The sequence below is a fragment of the Mycolicibacterium aubagnense genome (assembly GCF_010730955.1).
GTDB classification, from domain to species: domain Bacteria; phylum Actinomycetota; class Actinomycetes; order Mycobacteriales; family Mycobacteriaceae; genus Mycobacterium; species Mycobacterium aubagnense.
Genome location: NZ_AP022577.1, coordinates 4,121,068 through 4,133,751 on the forward strand (window position 1 = coordinate 4,121,068; position 12,684 = coordinate 4,133,751).

The 12,684-nt window shown below is 65.6% G+C and carries 14 protein-coding genes; 8 read left to right on the plus strand and 6 right to left on the minus strand.

The window, feature by feature from the left end; all coding sequences use genetic code 11:
- The first annotated feature begins 6 nt into the window (after nucleotides 1–6).
- From G6N59_RS19750 to G6N59_RS31905, 5 genes are all read left to right on the plus strand, one after another.
- On the plus strand, nucleotides 7–1,218 hold the full coding sequence (locus G6N59_RS19750) for an acetyl-CoA C-acetyltransferase (RefSeq protein ID WP_138228523.1): 1,212 nt from the start codon (nucleotides 7–9) through the stop codon (nucleotides 1,216–1,218).
- Between the two features lie 15 nt (nucleotides 1,219–1,233).
- On the plus strand, nucleotides 1,234–3,381 hold the full coding sequence (locus tag G6N59_RS19755; protein ID WP_138228524.1) for a 3-hydroxyacyl-CoA dehydrogenase NAD-binding domain-containing protein: 2,148 nt from the start codon (nucleotides 1,234–1,236) through the stop codon (nucleotides 3,379–3,381).
- A gap of 167 nt (nucleotides 3,382–3,548) precedes the next feature.
- A complete protein-coding gene (locus tag G6N59_RS19760; protein WP_138228525.1) occupies nucleotides 3,549–4,607 on the plus strand; it encodes an EspA/EspE family type VII secretion system effector in 1,059 nt (352 codons plus the stop codon).
- A 40-nt stretch (nucleotides 4,608–4,647) separates the two neighbouring features.
- Nucleotides 4,648–5,088, plus strand: a complete 441-nt coding sequence (locus tag G6N59_RS19765; protein ID WP_138228526.1) for a hypothetical protein — start codon at nucleotides 4,648–4,650, stop codon at nucleotides 5,086–5,088.
- Nucleotides 5,089–5,162: 74 nt separating this feature from the next.
- Nucleotides 5,163–5,723: a DUF2510 domain-containing protein gene (locus G6N59_RS31905; protein ID WP_163911519.1), complete on the plus strand. Its 561-nt coding sequence runs from the start codon at nucleotides 5,163–5,165 to the stop codon at nucleotides 5,721–5,723.
- 22 nt (nucleotides 5,724–5,745) lie between these two features.
- Here G6N59_RS31905 and G6N59_RS19775 read toward each other — a convergent pair whose 3' ends face one another.
- The 5 genes from G6N59_RS19775 to G6N59_RS19795 are packed head-to-tail and all read right to left on the minus strand — an operon-like array spanning nucleotide 5,746 to nucleotide 8,958.
- On the minus strand, nucleotides 5,746–6,183 hold the full coding sequence (locus G6N59_RS19775) for a TIGR03618 family F420-dependent PPOX class oxidoreductase (protein WP_138228528.1): 438 nt from the start codon (nucleotides 6,181–6,183) through the stop codon (nucleotides 5,746–5,748).
- Between the two features lie 7 nt (nucleotides 6,184–6,190).
- Complete coding sequence (locus G6N59_RS19780) at nucleotides 6,191–6,613, minus strand: PPOX class F420-dependent oxidoreductase (RefSeq protein ID WP_138228529.1); 423 nt, start codon at nucleotides 6,611–6,613, stop codon at nucleotides 6,191–6,193.
- A gap of 57 nt (nucleotides 6,614–6,670) precedes the next feature.
- The gene (locus tag G6N59_RS19785) at nucleotides 6,671–7,282 is read right to left on the minus strand and encodes a class I SAM-dependent methyltransferase (protein ID WP_138228530.1); all 612 of its coding nucleotides are present in this window, start codon (nucleotides 7,280–7,282) and stop codon (nucleotides 6,671–6,673) included.
- Nucleotides 7,283–7,286: 4 nt separating this feature from the next.
- The gene (locus G6N59_RS19790) at nucleotides 7,287–7,712 is read right to left on the minus strand and encodes a pyridoxamine 5'-phosphate oxidase family protein (protein ID WP_138228531.1); all 426 of its coding nucleotides are present in this window, start codon (nucleotides 7,710–7,712) and stop codon (nucleotides 7,287–7,289) included.
- Between the two features lie 58 nt (nucleotides 7,713–7,770).
- The gene (locus tag G6N59_RS19795; RefSeq protein ID WP_138228532.1) at nucleotides 7,771–8,958 is read right to left on the minus strand and encodes an FAD-dependent monooxygenase; all 1,188 of its coding nucleotides are present in this window, start codon (nucleotides 8,956–8,958) and stop codon (nucleotides 7,771–7,773) included.
- 81 nt (nucleotides 8,959–9,039) lie between these two features.
- Here G6N59_RS19795 and G6N59_RS19800 point away from each other — a divergent pair, with 81 nt between their 5' ends.
- From G6N59_RS19800 to G6N59_RS19810, 3 genes are all read left to right on the plus strand, one after another.
- On the plus strand, nucleotides 9,040–9,591 hold the full coding sequence (locus tag G6N59_RS19800) for a TetR/AcrR family transcriptional regulator (RefSeq protein ID WP_138228533.1): 552 nt from the start codon (nucleotides 9,040–9,042) through the stop codon (nucleotides 9,589–9,591).
- A gap of 101 nt (nucleotides 9,592–9,692) precedes the next feature.
- A complete protein-coding gene (locus G6N59_RS19805) occupies nucleotides 9,693–10,709 on the plus strand; it encodes a VWA domain-containing protein (protein ID WP_138228534.1) in 1,017 nt (338 codons plus the stop codon).
- Nucleotides 10,710–10,712: 3 nt separating this feature from the next.
- Nucleotides 10,713–11,933: a DUF7373 family lipoprotein gene (locus G6N59_RS19810; RefSeq protein WP_138228535.1), complete on the plus strand. Its 1,221-nt coding sequence runs from the start codon at nucleotides 10,713–10,715 to the stop codon at nucleotides 11,931–11,933.
- Between the two features lie 15 nt (nucleotides 11,934–11,948).
- Here the strand turns inward: G6N59_RS19810 and G6N59_RS19815 are convergent, their stop codons facing one another.
- The gene (locus tag G6N59_RS19815; RefSeq protein ID WP_163912080.1) at nucleotides 11,949–12,659 is read right to left on the minus strand and encodes an MgtC/SapB family protein; all 711 of its coding nucleotides are present in this window, start codon (nucleotides 12,657–12,659) and stop codon (nucleotides 11,949–11,951) included.
- Between the last annotated feature and the right edge of the window lie 25 nt (nucleotides 12,660–12,684).

Here is a 12,684-nt window from a genome sequence, read left to right on the forward strand (position 1 = left end):
AAATACATGTCCGAAGAAGCCTTCATCTATGAGGCCATTCGCACGCCCCGTGGCAAGCAGCGCAACGGTGCACTGAACGAGGTCAAGCCGGTCAACCTCATCGTCGGCCTGATTGACGAAATGCGTCGTCGCAATCCTGATCTGGACGAGAACCTGATCAGCGACGTCATCATGGGCGTTGTTTCGCCCGTCGGCGACCAGGGTGGCGACATCGCCCGCACCGCCGCGCTCGTGGCCAAGCTGCCCGAGACCACCGGTGGCTTCCAGCTCAACCGTTTCTGCGCCTCCGGCCTGGAGGCCGTGAACCTGGCCGCACAGAAGGTCCGCTCCGGCTGGGACGACCTGGTGTACGCCGGTGGCGTCGAGTCCATGAGCCGCGTCCCGATGGGTTCGGACGGCGGCGCGTGGGCCGGTGACCCCGAGACCAACTACCGCATCGGCTTCGTCCCGCAGGGCATCGGCGCCGACCTGATCGCCACCATCGAGGGCTTCTCGCGTGAAGACGTCGACGCCTACGCGGTGCGCTCGCAGGAGAAGGCCGCCGCGGCCTGGTCCGGCGGCTACTTCGCCAAGTCGGTCGTGCCGGTCAAGGACCAGAATGGCCTCGTCATCCTGGACCACGACGAGCACATGCGTCCCGGCACCACCGTGGAGAGCCTGGGCAAGCTGAACTCCGCGTTCGCGGGTCTGGGCGCCATGGGCGGCTTCGACGACGTGGCACTGCAGAAGTACCACTACGTCGAGAAGATCAACCACGTCCACCACGGTGGCAACAGCTCGGGCATCGTCGACGGCGCCGCGCTGGTGCTGATCGGTAGCGAGGCTGCCGGCAAGTCGCAGAACCTGACCCCGCGTGCCCGCATCGTGGCGACCGCCACCAGTGGTGCCGACCCGGTCATCATGCTGACCGGCCCGACCCCGGCCACCAAGAAGGTCCTCGACCGCGCCGGCCTGACGGTCGACGACATCGACCTCTTCGAAATCAACGAGGCCTTCGCCTCGGTGGTGCTCAAGTTCCAGAAGGACCTGAACATCCCGGACGAGAAGCTGAACGTCAACGGTGGCGCCATCGCGATGGGCCACCCGCTGGGCGCCACCGGCGCCATGATCACCGGAACCATGGTCGACGAGCTCGAGCGCCGCGGCGCCAAGCGTGCCCTGGTCACGCTGTGTATCGGCGGCGGCATGGGCGTGGCCACCATCATCGAGCGCGTCTAGGGAGATTGAAAGAACATGGCTGAGAAGACAATTCAGTGGGACAAGGATGCCGACGGCATCGTCACCCTGACCATGGACGACCCGACCGGTTCGGCCAACGTGATGAACGAGCACTACAAGGAGTCGATGCACTACGCGGTGCAGAGCCTGCTTGCTGAGAAGGACTCCATCACCGGTGTCGTCATCACCAGCGCGAAGAAGACCTTCTTCGCCGGCGGTGACCTCAAGGGCATGATGCAGATCGGCCCGGACGACGCCGGCGAGGCGTTCGCCATGGTCGAGGACATCAAGGCCGACCTGCGCGCCCTGGAGACCCTGGGCAAGCCCGTCGTCGCCGCCATCAACGGCGCCGCCCTCGGTGGTGGCCTGGAGATCGCGCTCGCGTGCCACCACCGCATCGCGGCCGACGTGCGCGGCAGCCAGATCGGTCTGCCCGAGGTCACCCTGGGCCTGCTCCCGGGCGGCGGCGGCGTGGCCCGCACCGTGCGCATGTTCGGTATCCAGAAGGCCTTCATGGAGATCCTGAGCCAGGGCACCCGCTTCACCCCGGCCAAGGCCAAGGCCACCGGCCTGGTCGACGAGCTCGTCGACACCGTCGAGGACCTGATCCCCGCCGCCAAGGCATGGATCAAGGCCAACCCCGAGGGCGGCGTGCAGCCGTGGGACGTCAAGGGCTACAAGATGCCCGGCGGCACCCCGTCGAGCCCGGGCCTGGCCGGCATCCTGCCGTCGTTCCCGGCGCTGCTGAAGAAGCAGCTCAAGGGCGCCCCGATGCCCGCGCCGCGCGCCATCCTGGATGCCGCCGTCGAGGGTGCGCAGGTCGACTTCGACACCGCGAGCCGCATCGAGAGCCGCTACTTCACCACCCTGGTCACCGGCCAGACCGCGAAGAACATGATCCAGGCGTTCTTCCTGGATCTGCAGGCCATCAACGGCGGCGCCTCGCGGCCCGATGGCATCGCCAAGCAGGACATCAAGAAGATCGGTGTCCTCGGCGCGGGCATGATGGGCGCTGGTATCGCCTACGTGTCGGCCAAGGCCGGCTACGAGGTCGTCCTCAAGGACGTCACCCAGGAAGCTGCCGACAAGGGCAAGAACTACTCCGAGAAGATCGAGGCCAAGGCACTCGAGCGCGGCAAGACCACGCAGGAGAAGTCCGACGCGCTGCTGGCCCGGATCACCCCGACCGCTGATCCCCAGGATCTCAAGGGCGTCGACTTCGTCATCGAGGCCGTGTTCGAGAACCAGGAACTCAAGCACAAGGTGTTCCAGGAGATCGAGGACATCGTCGAGCCCAACGCGCTGCTCGGCTCGAACACCTCCACGCTGCCCATCACCGGTCTCGCGACCGGCGTGAAGCGCCAGGAGGACTTCATCGGTATCCACTTCTTCTCGCCTGTCGACAAGATGCCGCTGGTGGAGATCATCAAGGGCGAGAAGACCTCTGACGAGGCGCTGGCCCGGGTGTTCGACTACACCCTGGCCATCAAGAAGACCCCGATCGTCGTCAACGACAGCCGCGGCTTCTTCACCTCGCGCGTGATCGGCACCTTCGTCAACGAGGCGCTGGCCATGCTGGGCGAGGGCGTCGCGCCCGCGTCCATCGAGCAGGCCGGTTCACAGGCCGGTTACCCGGCGGCGCCGCTGCAGCTTTCGGATGAGCTCAACCTGGAGCTCATGCACAAGATCGCCGTGGCTTCCAAGGAGGGCGTCGAGGCCGAGGGTGGCACCTACGTCGGGCACCCGGCCGAGGCTGTCGTCGAGAAGATGATCGAGCTCGGTCGCCCGTCGCGCCTGAAGGGTGCGGGCTTCTACGAGTACGTCGACGGCAAGCGGACGCAGCTGTGGCCGGGTCTGAAAGACGCCTTCAACTCGGGCTCGACCGAACTGCCGCTGCAGGACATGATCGACCGCATGCTGTTCGCCGAGGCGATCGAGACCCAGAAGTGCATCGACGAGGGCGTGCTGACCTCGACCGCTGACGCGAACATCGGCTCGATCATGGGTATCGGCTTCCCGCCGTACACCGGTGGCTCGGCGCAGTTCATCGTCGGCTACCAGGGCGAGCTCGGCGTCGGCAAGGAGGCCTTCGTGGCCCGGGCCAAGGAACTGGCCGCCAAGTACGGCGACCGCTTCCTGCCGCCGGCTTCGCTGGAAAGCTAGTCATCTAGCGCCAACAGTCGCGAAAACCCCCAAATCCCTATGGGTTTGGGGGTTTTCGCGTCTGCTGTGCAGTGTCATAGCAGACCTCGAACGCAGTGACGAAGTGGGCGTCCAGATCGACGGTGCAGCTTGGTTACGATACAGAGCAGGGAGAACGGGGTGGGGTTATGAGTTTTGAAAGTGTCGTGCACGGTGCCATCGAGTTTGTCGAGGACGCAGCGAAGACGGTTAAGAACGCTGCCAAGGCGGTTGAAAAGATCGCCGAGAAGGCGGGCCTTCCCAAGATTGCAGGAATTGCTAAATCAGTTGGGAAATATGCAGGAAAGTTGGTTATCGCGCCCACCCCGGTGCTGAAGGGCGGCCAAGAAATCGTCAAGCAGATGCGCCGCTGCTCTGGTGAAGGGGATCCGGATGTGGGTGATGACTTTAGGCAGGGGCGGCGTGGATTTCAAAAGGTGCAGGACACGCTGACGAAAGCGCATCCAAGCGAATCCTGGGATGGTGGGCCCGCACCGCGTGCATACGACAATCGAGTACAGTCGCAAGAGAAAAGTACTGCCATCTTGATGGACGCAGACGATCAAGTCGCCACGACACTGAGTCGAGAGGCGGACGAGATCAATGAGGTTCGACGAAAGTTGGACGGTCAGCATAATTGGCTCGCGGACTATGGAAAATTTACTCAATCATTTGGCGTGATTCCGGTGGTCGGTAAAGAGATTCAGTACGTTCTTGAGACGCTCGCCGTTTCGTTCGTGCTGACCGACGCGGGGCACATCATGTGGGATATGCACAACAATGCGAATTCGAATGCCGCAGCCGTGCGCAAGACGCACGATTTGTATCAGACTGCTGCTTCCAACGCCACACAGTCGGATTCCGTGAATGACTTCGATCCGCGGTCGAGTTCCGCTGAACAGCGGGTAATCGTTCCTGCCGCGATTCGGGCGTTGGCGGGCGTACAGGGTATCGCGGAGAAGAACGCAGCCGAATCGGCTGCTGCAACGACGGGGGCAAGTGCCAAGGTGGGCCGGACCCACGGCTTCATCTGTGCGGTCACCCACAAAGCCGTCACTGAAGCCGAAGCCGAACGTGCGACGGCCGGTAAGAACTTGGCGGGCGTATGCAAAGAGTTGGGTGGAAAACTGCAGCACGCCGCCGGTCGATACGAGCAGGCTGACGCAGAGGGGAAAGCGAACCTCGACAAGCAAATGCCACCGCGCTGAATTCGGCCGCTGAAGCTGGTTGTGAGAGAAGGAAATCGACGTGGATGATCGGTGGTCGTGGGATGACGATGACGATGAGTTAGATGGTCAGGAAGCGGGCACTCATGCCGGCGAGGGCGATGTGGACGACGAAGGTGAAGACGAACTCGAGCCACTTCTGTACACAGCATCGAATCCTTCGGGATCGGTGTGGGTAACCGCCCATCTGAATGGTCGGGTTCACGGAATTGAGTTGGGGTCGGGTGTAACTGCGTTTTCGGAGCACGAACTTGCGGAAGAGATTCGAGTAGTTGCCGAATTGTCCCGTCAGCAGGCTTGCTCGGAACTTCATGGCTTTGTCGTCGAAGGGGTCCGCGAGATGGGGTATGACCCGGCCCCGATGCGTGACGCGCTGGTGCGCAAATTGAATATGCCGACGCCAGAGGACGCAGCGGCAGAGACTGCGCGGATTGTGCGAGATAGATACTGGGGTGGCGGCTGATGGACTATGGCCGGCAACTTGGTCAAGATTCACTGACCACAATGCGGGGAGGGGAGTAGGAAAAGGTGAACAACATGCCAGGGGGTTGGTATCCCGATCCGGGTGGTGGGCCGAACTTGCGCTATTTCGATGGTCAAGCGTGGTCTCCGATTGGAGACGTGCCGCAGGTTTCCGGTGGGAAGAAGCGGTCGCCGTGGTTGTGGGTGTTGGGCGGGGTCGCCGTCTTGCTGACTGTAGTGATGGTGGGCGGAACTTGGTGGTGGCACAAGGTTGCGACTACGACGCCACCCACCACAACCGTTGCCAACCAGGCCGCGCCGCAGTCAAAGATCATTCCCACGTTGACGTTACCCGCCGGTTCCAAGCAGGAGCGCACGAACGATCCGCATCGGTTTGAGGAGTGGGTCGTACCGTCGTCGTACGCTGAGACAGTCCGCGCGGTCCGTAAAGGATTGCCGATCGGGGTGTCATTCGACGGCTTGGCGTGGTGCGCCGAATCTACGTCTAAGAATCTGACTATATGGAGTTGGGGCACCACGGCTGACTATCTTTCGGTACATGCCAGTGGTTCGTCGCTCGGTGGAACTAGCGTCAGTATCGGTCGTGAGCCCGATGTTGGTGGTTGCCTCCATTGATCAGTAGACGCGACGGCGCCGCCTACCGCGCAGGGTTCGAGTACATGCGCGTCGGTGTGATCAACACGGCGGCGCGACCTTCATCGCGCATGACCCGGTCGTAGGTGTCCCAGTCGTCGTGTGTCCCACCGGCGGCGGTGAAGACGTTGCGTAACAACACTCTCAGCGTTTCGGGGTCGATATCGCCGGGGCCCACGACCTCGGCGGTGCCCTCCACCGTCAGCCACTGCCAACCGGCGTGCGCGACGACAGACGTACGCGGATCGGCGCGCAGGTTCCGCAGCTTGCGCGTAGCGCCGATCGCGACGAGTGCCACGACCGGTGCACCGGTCTTCGGATGCGGCATCACGCCGGCATTGACGACCGAGGACTGGATGCTGCCGTCACCGCGGAGGGTGTTCAGCACACAGAGACCGTGATCACGTGCCGACAGCTCGGCGAAAGCAGAAAGATCGGTCATGATTTCCTCAATCCGCCACGTCAAACGCGGCAATCACTTTCGTGGGTTTGACCCGGACGACGAGTTCGCCGGGAACGCCGTTGCGCCGGCCGAATTCCTCGGCGCGGTCGGCGCCCATATAGCGGCTGCCGGTACGGGTGGCGATGTCGAGCAGCTCGTCGGGATCTTCACTGATCGACGCGACGCCCTGAACCTGGACGAACGCATAGGGCGGGGTGGTGTCGTCGACGCACAACACCACCCGCGGGTCGCGGGCCAACGCCTGCCCCTTGGCGGTGTTCTTCCCGGTGTTGAACACGAGTGCTCCGTCATCCACCACGAACCAGACGGGTGCGGCCAACGGCCGGCCGTCGGCCGCGACCCAGCCGAGCACCGCGGTGCGCGTGCCTGCGGACAGGAAAGCGATCACATCGTCGGAAAGTTCTGCCATGTGGCCACGCTACGCCCGGGCACCGACCGTTTGACTCCGGCGACCGACCGCGAAGGCTCAGGTACGCCGCCGGGCGAACAGGTAATACCGCGCCGGGTTCTTGCCGCCCCGATCGAGGCCCGGTTCGTCGCCGCTGGACAGCAGCGTCCACCCGAGCGCGAACCGCCGCTCCACCTCCGCCGGGTCGATGCCGGGCACCCCGAACGAGGCGCCCGGGACGAACGCGACGATCAGCAGTCGTGCGTCCGGGGCGGCCACCGCCGTCACCTCGCCCACGTAGGCGTCGCGGTCGTTGGCGCTCATGCCGTGCAGACAGCCGTTGTCGATGATCAGCCCGAAGTCCGCGCCGATGCCCTGGCCGGTGAGCCGGGTGGCGTCGGCCTGGTCGAACCGCACGGCGCCGGGCGCCGAAGCGTCCCGCTTGGCGGCTTTGGCCCGCGCCTTCTGGACCGCCGTCGCGACGTAGTCGACGCCGGTGACGTCCCAGCCGAGCCCAGCCAGATACAGCGCGTTGTCGCCGGTGCCGCAACCGATGTCGAGTGCGGTGCCCGGTGTCAGGGCTCCGTCACCCTCGACCAGCTCACGCAGGCTGGTGGCTAGTGGATGGCCGTCCCACGGAGTGAAGCCGAGCCGGTAGAACAACCGGAACAAGCGCTGTCGGGACGACATGGCATCACAGCGCCCCGAGGTCGGCCGACAGCCAGTGCTTCGGGTCGACGGTGACGGTCACGCTGGGGCCGTGCTCGCGCCGGGCGATCTCGAGGTATGCCGGGGCCTTCTCCTTGCCCAGGTACCGTTCGGCCATCTCGACCAGCTGTTCATCGGTGCCCGTCTCGATACTGAGCACCGGACCGTCGACGGCGACGTAGCGGACCGTCGGCTCCAGACGCTCGGCCATCAGCGACAGGTGCCCCGCCGCCTCGATCAATTTGTGTTTACGGGAGCCGAGCCCGGTCAGCAGCCACAGCGTGCCGCCGGGCGTGTACGAGTACCAGATCGGCACCGTCAACGGCCCGCGGTCCGCGCCGGCGTTGACCGACAGTGCCCCGATGTGTGGTTCGGCCAGAAATTGTTCGCGTTCATCCTTGGAAAGGGCCATGAACCCAACGTAGCGAAAACGGGTGACATCGCAGCGGCTTCTGCCACACGCGAAGAGATCAATCCGGCAGCGGCATGGTGTCGTACAGCCTGACGCCGTTGGAGTTGAGCCGGGCCAGCCGCTGCGTGAGGCCGCGCGGTAACGCCGACACCGTGCGCATGATGCCGAGCAGTGCCCTTGCGCCCCAATCAGATCCGGGGACGATGGTCTTGGCGTTCACCCGCGCCATCGTGCGGCTGCCGGCCACCGGCGCGGCCATCATCCGTTCGTAGGCGGCGAACGCCGCGGGGTGATCGCCGCGGGCCGCCGCCACGGCATGAGCCAGGACGTACGCGCCGTACACCGCCAGGCTGGTGCTGCCGCCGACGCCCGGGCCGGGGCAGTACCCGGCATCGCCGACCAGCGTGACCCGTCCGCGCGACCAGGTACTCATCTCGAGCTGGGTGATCGCGTCGAAGTAGAACGCCGGGGTGTTGTCCAGTTCCCCCAGCCAGTGGTCGACCTCGGGGACCAGGCCGGCGAACGCGCTCCGCAAGTGCCGCTGCTGACCGGCGACATCGCGGTGGTGGTAATCCAGCGGCCGGTCGGTCCGGAACATGAACACCGCCCGGGCATCCTCCAAGTGGTCGGCGCTGTACACCATGGCGATCCTCCGGGGCGCCAGATACCCGCTCATCTCACCTTTGGGCGCAAGCATTTTCGGCACCGATACCACCGCCAGATAGCCGCCGAGAAACCGTTCCCGGGCCTGCTCGCCGAAGGTCAGCCGGCGAACCCCGGAGTGCAGGCCGTCAGCGCCGACGACGAGGTCATAGCGCTCCGCCGCACCGTGCTCGAATGTCACTTCGCCGGCGTCGGTAATCGAGGTGATCTGGTCGCCGAAACGGAACTCGGCGTCGTCGCGGACGGCGTCGTAGTACGCCTGGCTGAGGTCGTCACGCATGATCTCGATGTGCCGGTCGGACATGGCCGACATGAGCTTGACGTAGTTGATGTGCGTCCACCGGGGATTGGGTGGACGGTTGAGGGTGAGAGCGGTCGTCCCGGTGGCGCGAGATTCGATGCGCCCCAACACACCCATGCGCTCGGAGACTTCCATGGCCGGCCGGAACAGGTCGACGGCGTGGCCGCCCGTCTTGCGCAAGGCCGGCGCGCGTTCGACCACCGTCACGTCGAATCCGTTGCGGCACAGCCAGTAGGCCAGGACGGGACCGGCGATGCTGGCCCCGGAGATGAGCACCTTCATGGGTTCCTCCGCATTTACTTAACGGTCGGTAAGTGATTGCCGGGCCAGCTTACCGCCCGTTAGGTAAGTTAGGGTGGCTACGTGGCGAGACCCCCCTCCGAAACCCGGCTGCGCATCCAGGATGTGGCGCGCGAGCTATTCAGTCAGAAGGGCGTGCAGCGGACCAGCCTGCAGGACATCGCCGATCGGCTGGGTATCAGTAAACCCGCGCTGTACTACCACTTCAGCTCTCGGGAGGACCTGGTGCGCAGCATCCTGCAGCCACTGGTCGACGAGGGCGAGGAATTCGTGGCCGCCCAGGAACGCCTGCGCGGATCGGCGCGGGCAACGCCCCGCGAGTTGCTGCAGGGCTACTTCGACTTCCACTACCGCCACCGGGCCGATCTGCTCCTGATCGTCACCGATCTGACCACGCTCGCCGATCTGGGACTGATCGACGCCATGCTGGCCTGGCGCGACCGGCTCGGCAAGCTCGTTTTCGGGCGTCGCCCCACCCTGGAGCAGTCCACCCGCGCCGTGATCGCCTTCGGCGGTCTGCAGGACTGCTGCCTGCAATTTCCGGACGCTCCTGTTGACGAGTTGAAACGGGCGACAGTGGACGGCGCCATGGCGGCGCTCGGCCTGCCGGACTGACGGGTCCACGCCGCATCATCCGGAACCACACAGGTTCGCATCGGTACGATTGCCGCATATCGGTCTGAGCGATCGACGCCGAATGCAATGGAGAGTGCCTGTTGGAGATCCCCTTTGTCGGGCCACTGACGCTGTCCGGGTTCTCCAGTGCCTGGTTCTTCCTGTATCTGATCGCAGTCGTCGGGGCCGTCGCCATCTACCTGCTGCTGCGCAAGGCCCGCCGCAAGCGCGTACTGCGGTTCGCCAACACCGAGCTGCTGGAGCAGGTCGTCGCGGCCCGTCCGAAGACGCGGTCCCGGTGGCGTCACGTGCCGGCAGTCCTGCTCGTGGTCGCGCTGGTGCTGCTCACCACCGCCATGGCCGGACCGACGCACGACATCCGCATTCCGCGGAACCGTGCCGTCGTCATGCTCGTCATCGACGTCTCCGAATCGATGATCGCCACCGACGTCAAACCCAGCCGTATCGAGGCGGCGAAGAGCGCCGGCAAGACGTTCGTCAACGGCCTGACCAACGGCATCAGCGTCGGCCTGGTCGAATTCTCCTCCAGTGCAACGATGCTGGTGGCGCCGACCAGCGACCATGACGCCGTGGCACGGACCATCGACACGCTGGAGCCGTCACCACGCACCGCGACCGGCGAGGGCATCTTCACGGCGTTGCAGGCCATCGCGACCCTCGACGCGGTCATGGGTGGCGGCGACGGTCCGCCGCCGGCCCACATCGTGTTGATGTCGGACGGTAAAGAGACCGTGCCGGCGGACCCGAACGACCCCCGCGGCGCGCTGACGGCGGCGCGGGCGGCCAAGGACCAGGGCGTCGTGATCTCGACCATCTCGTTCGGTACCCCGTCGGGTGTCATCACCTACGAGGGCCAGGAAGTGCCGGTCCCGACCGACGACCTGTCGCTGCAGAAGATCGCCAAGGCGACCGGTGGCGAGTCGTACCGCGCCGAGACCCTCGATCAGCTGACCAGCGTCTACGCCAATCTGCAGGAACAGATCGGATACCAGACCATCCGCGGCGACGCCAGCGGCAGCTGGACGCGGGTGGGGTTCTTCGTGCTGGTCCTGGCGCTGTTCGCGGGGCTGAAGCTCAACAACCGCGTGCCGGGCTGACACATGCCGCGGCGGTTGGCATTGGTGGCGGCGGCGACGCTTCTGGTGGCAGGGTGCGCCAACACCGAGGCGGGGAAGGCCGAAGACGTTCACGCACCGGCCACGGTCGAGGTAAATCTCCTCGGCAGCGGCAACTTTCCGGTGACGCCCGCGGCGCCGCTGGGTGCGGCGGGAGCACCGCTGGTCGGTGCCCAGATCGATGCCCGCCGGATGGCGGACAACGTCGTTGGTCCCTGGGAGGTCGATCCGCAGATGGTGGTGCCGGGGCTCTCGCGGGCCCTGGTCATCACCGACGCCGCGGCACTCGGCACCGTCATGCCGGCCGGGGTGGCCGACACCGTCAAGGCGCACCACCTGCTCTACGGCTTCGCATCCGATCGCCTGGACCCCGAGCAGTGGCGGTTGATGAACGCCGTCCTGCGCTTCCCGGACGCGGCTGCGGCCACGGCGGCCGCCGCTGACCTGGCCGCTGCGGTCGCCGGACTGTCGCCGGCGGTGGATCACCCGGTGCCGATCCCCGGGCATCCCGAGGCCCGGGCGACGACGTACAGCTACAACGCGAGCGTCGGCCCCGACCAGCCGGTGACGATGTACTCGTTCACCCCCCACGGCCAGTACGTGCTGGGCCAACTCGTCTACGCGCCACAGCAAGACGGTGCGGTGGCGGCGATTGCCGCGACGCTGGACGCGCAGGTGCCGCGGATCGATCAGTTCGTACCGACCGATCCGGCGCAGTTCGCGACCCTCGCCCTGGACCCATCGGGCCTGCTGGCGCACACGATGTCGCCGCCCACATACCCGGACCCGCCGAGCACTCGTCCGCTCAGCGCCAAGGCCGGTACCTATCTGCCGCGGGCCGCGCTGCACTTCCAGGACGATCCCGTCGACACCGAACCGCTTTTCACCGCAGCGGGTCTGGAGTTGATGACGTACAACCACACCGTCGTCTACCGGGTGCGCGATGCGGCGGCCGCCGCCAAACTCGTGAACGATCTCGCTGACCTCACCGCGCGCGTCGAGGTGGCGGCGCATCCGGTGAATGCGGTCGACTTCCTGCCGGGCAGCCGCTGCGTGCAATCCGAGGTCGATCCGACGATGACCAACGGTTCGGTCTTCTATTGCTTTGCCGCGCTGAATAATTCCGTGATCTCGGTGCACAACGCGAGCGACATCGGCGCACGACAGGAGACGGCCGCGCAATACAAGATGCTGCTGGCGCCGTAGCCGGCGGTAACGGCGCTAGTCGGCCAACGACATCTCCTCGGCGCTCCACCGAACCGAGGTCACCTCAGGTGCCTTGATGACGTCGGCGAGGGCGGCCTCGATCTGGTGGTCGTCGCGTTCGTCCGCGATGACGGTCGCGGCGATCCGGACGCCTTCGCCGTCGGGCAGGTCGGTGGCGGCGATGGACTGCACGGTGAGGTTGGGACGGGAGATCGCGTCGAACACCAGTCCGCGGATGCGGGTCTCGGCGTTGGTCGGGCACCGGACTTCGAATCGGTATTCGGCTGAGGTCTTTTCGGTGCCGGGGCCGTGGTGGCGGTCCAGGGTCCGGCCTATGGGCCGCAAGATGATGTTGGCGGCGATGACGGCACCCGCACCGATCGCGGCAGGGACGAGCAGGCCGCCGCCCGCGAGCGCGCCGACCGCCGCCGCGGCCCATAGCGTTGCCGCGGTATTCAGGCCGGAGATGGTGGCGCCCTGCTTCATGATGACGCCGGCGCCGAGAAAGCCGATGCCGGAGGCGACTTGGGCGGCGACTCGGGTCGGGTCGGCATGAACTCCGGTGAACGAGTAGCCACCCATCACGACGAACAGGGTGGAGCCGAGGCTGACGAGCGCGGCGGTGCGCAGCCCGGCATTACGGGAACGCCATTGCCGTTCCATTCCGATGGCGGCACCCAGGGCCAGCCCGGCGGCGATTCGTAGTGCGATGTCCAAGGTATCGATCATGTTCCGTTCCAGTGGCTTTCGT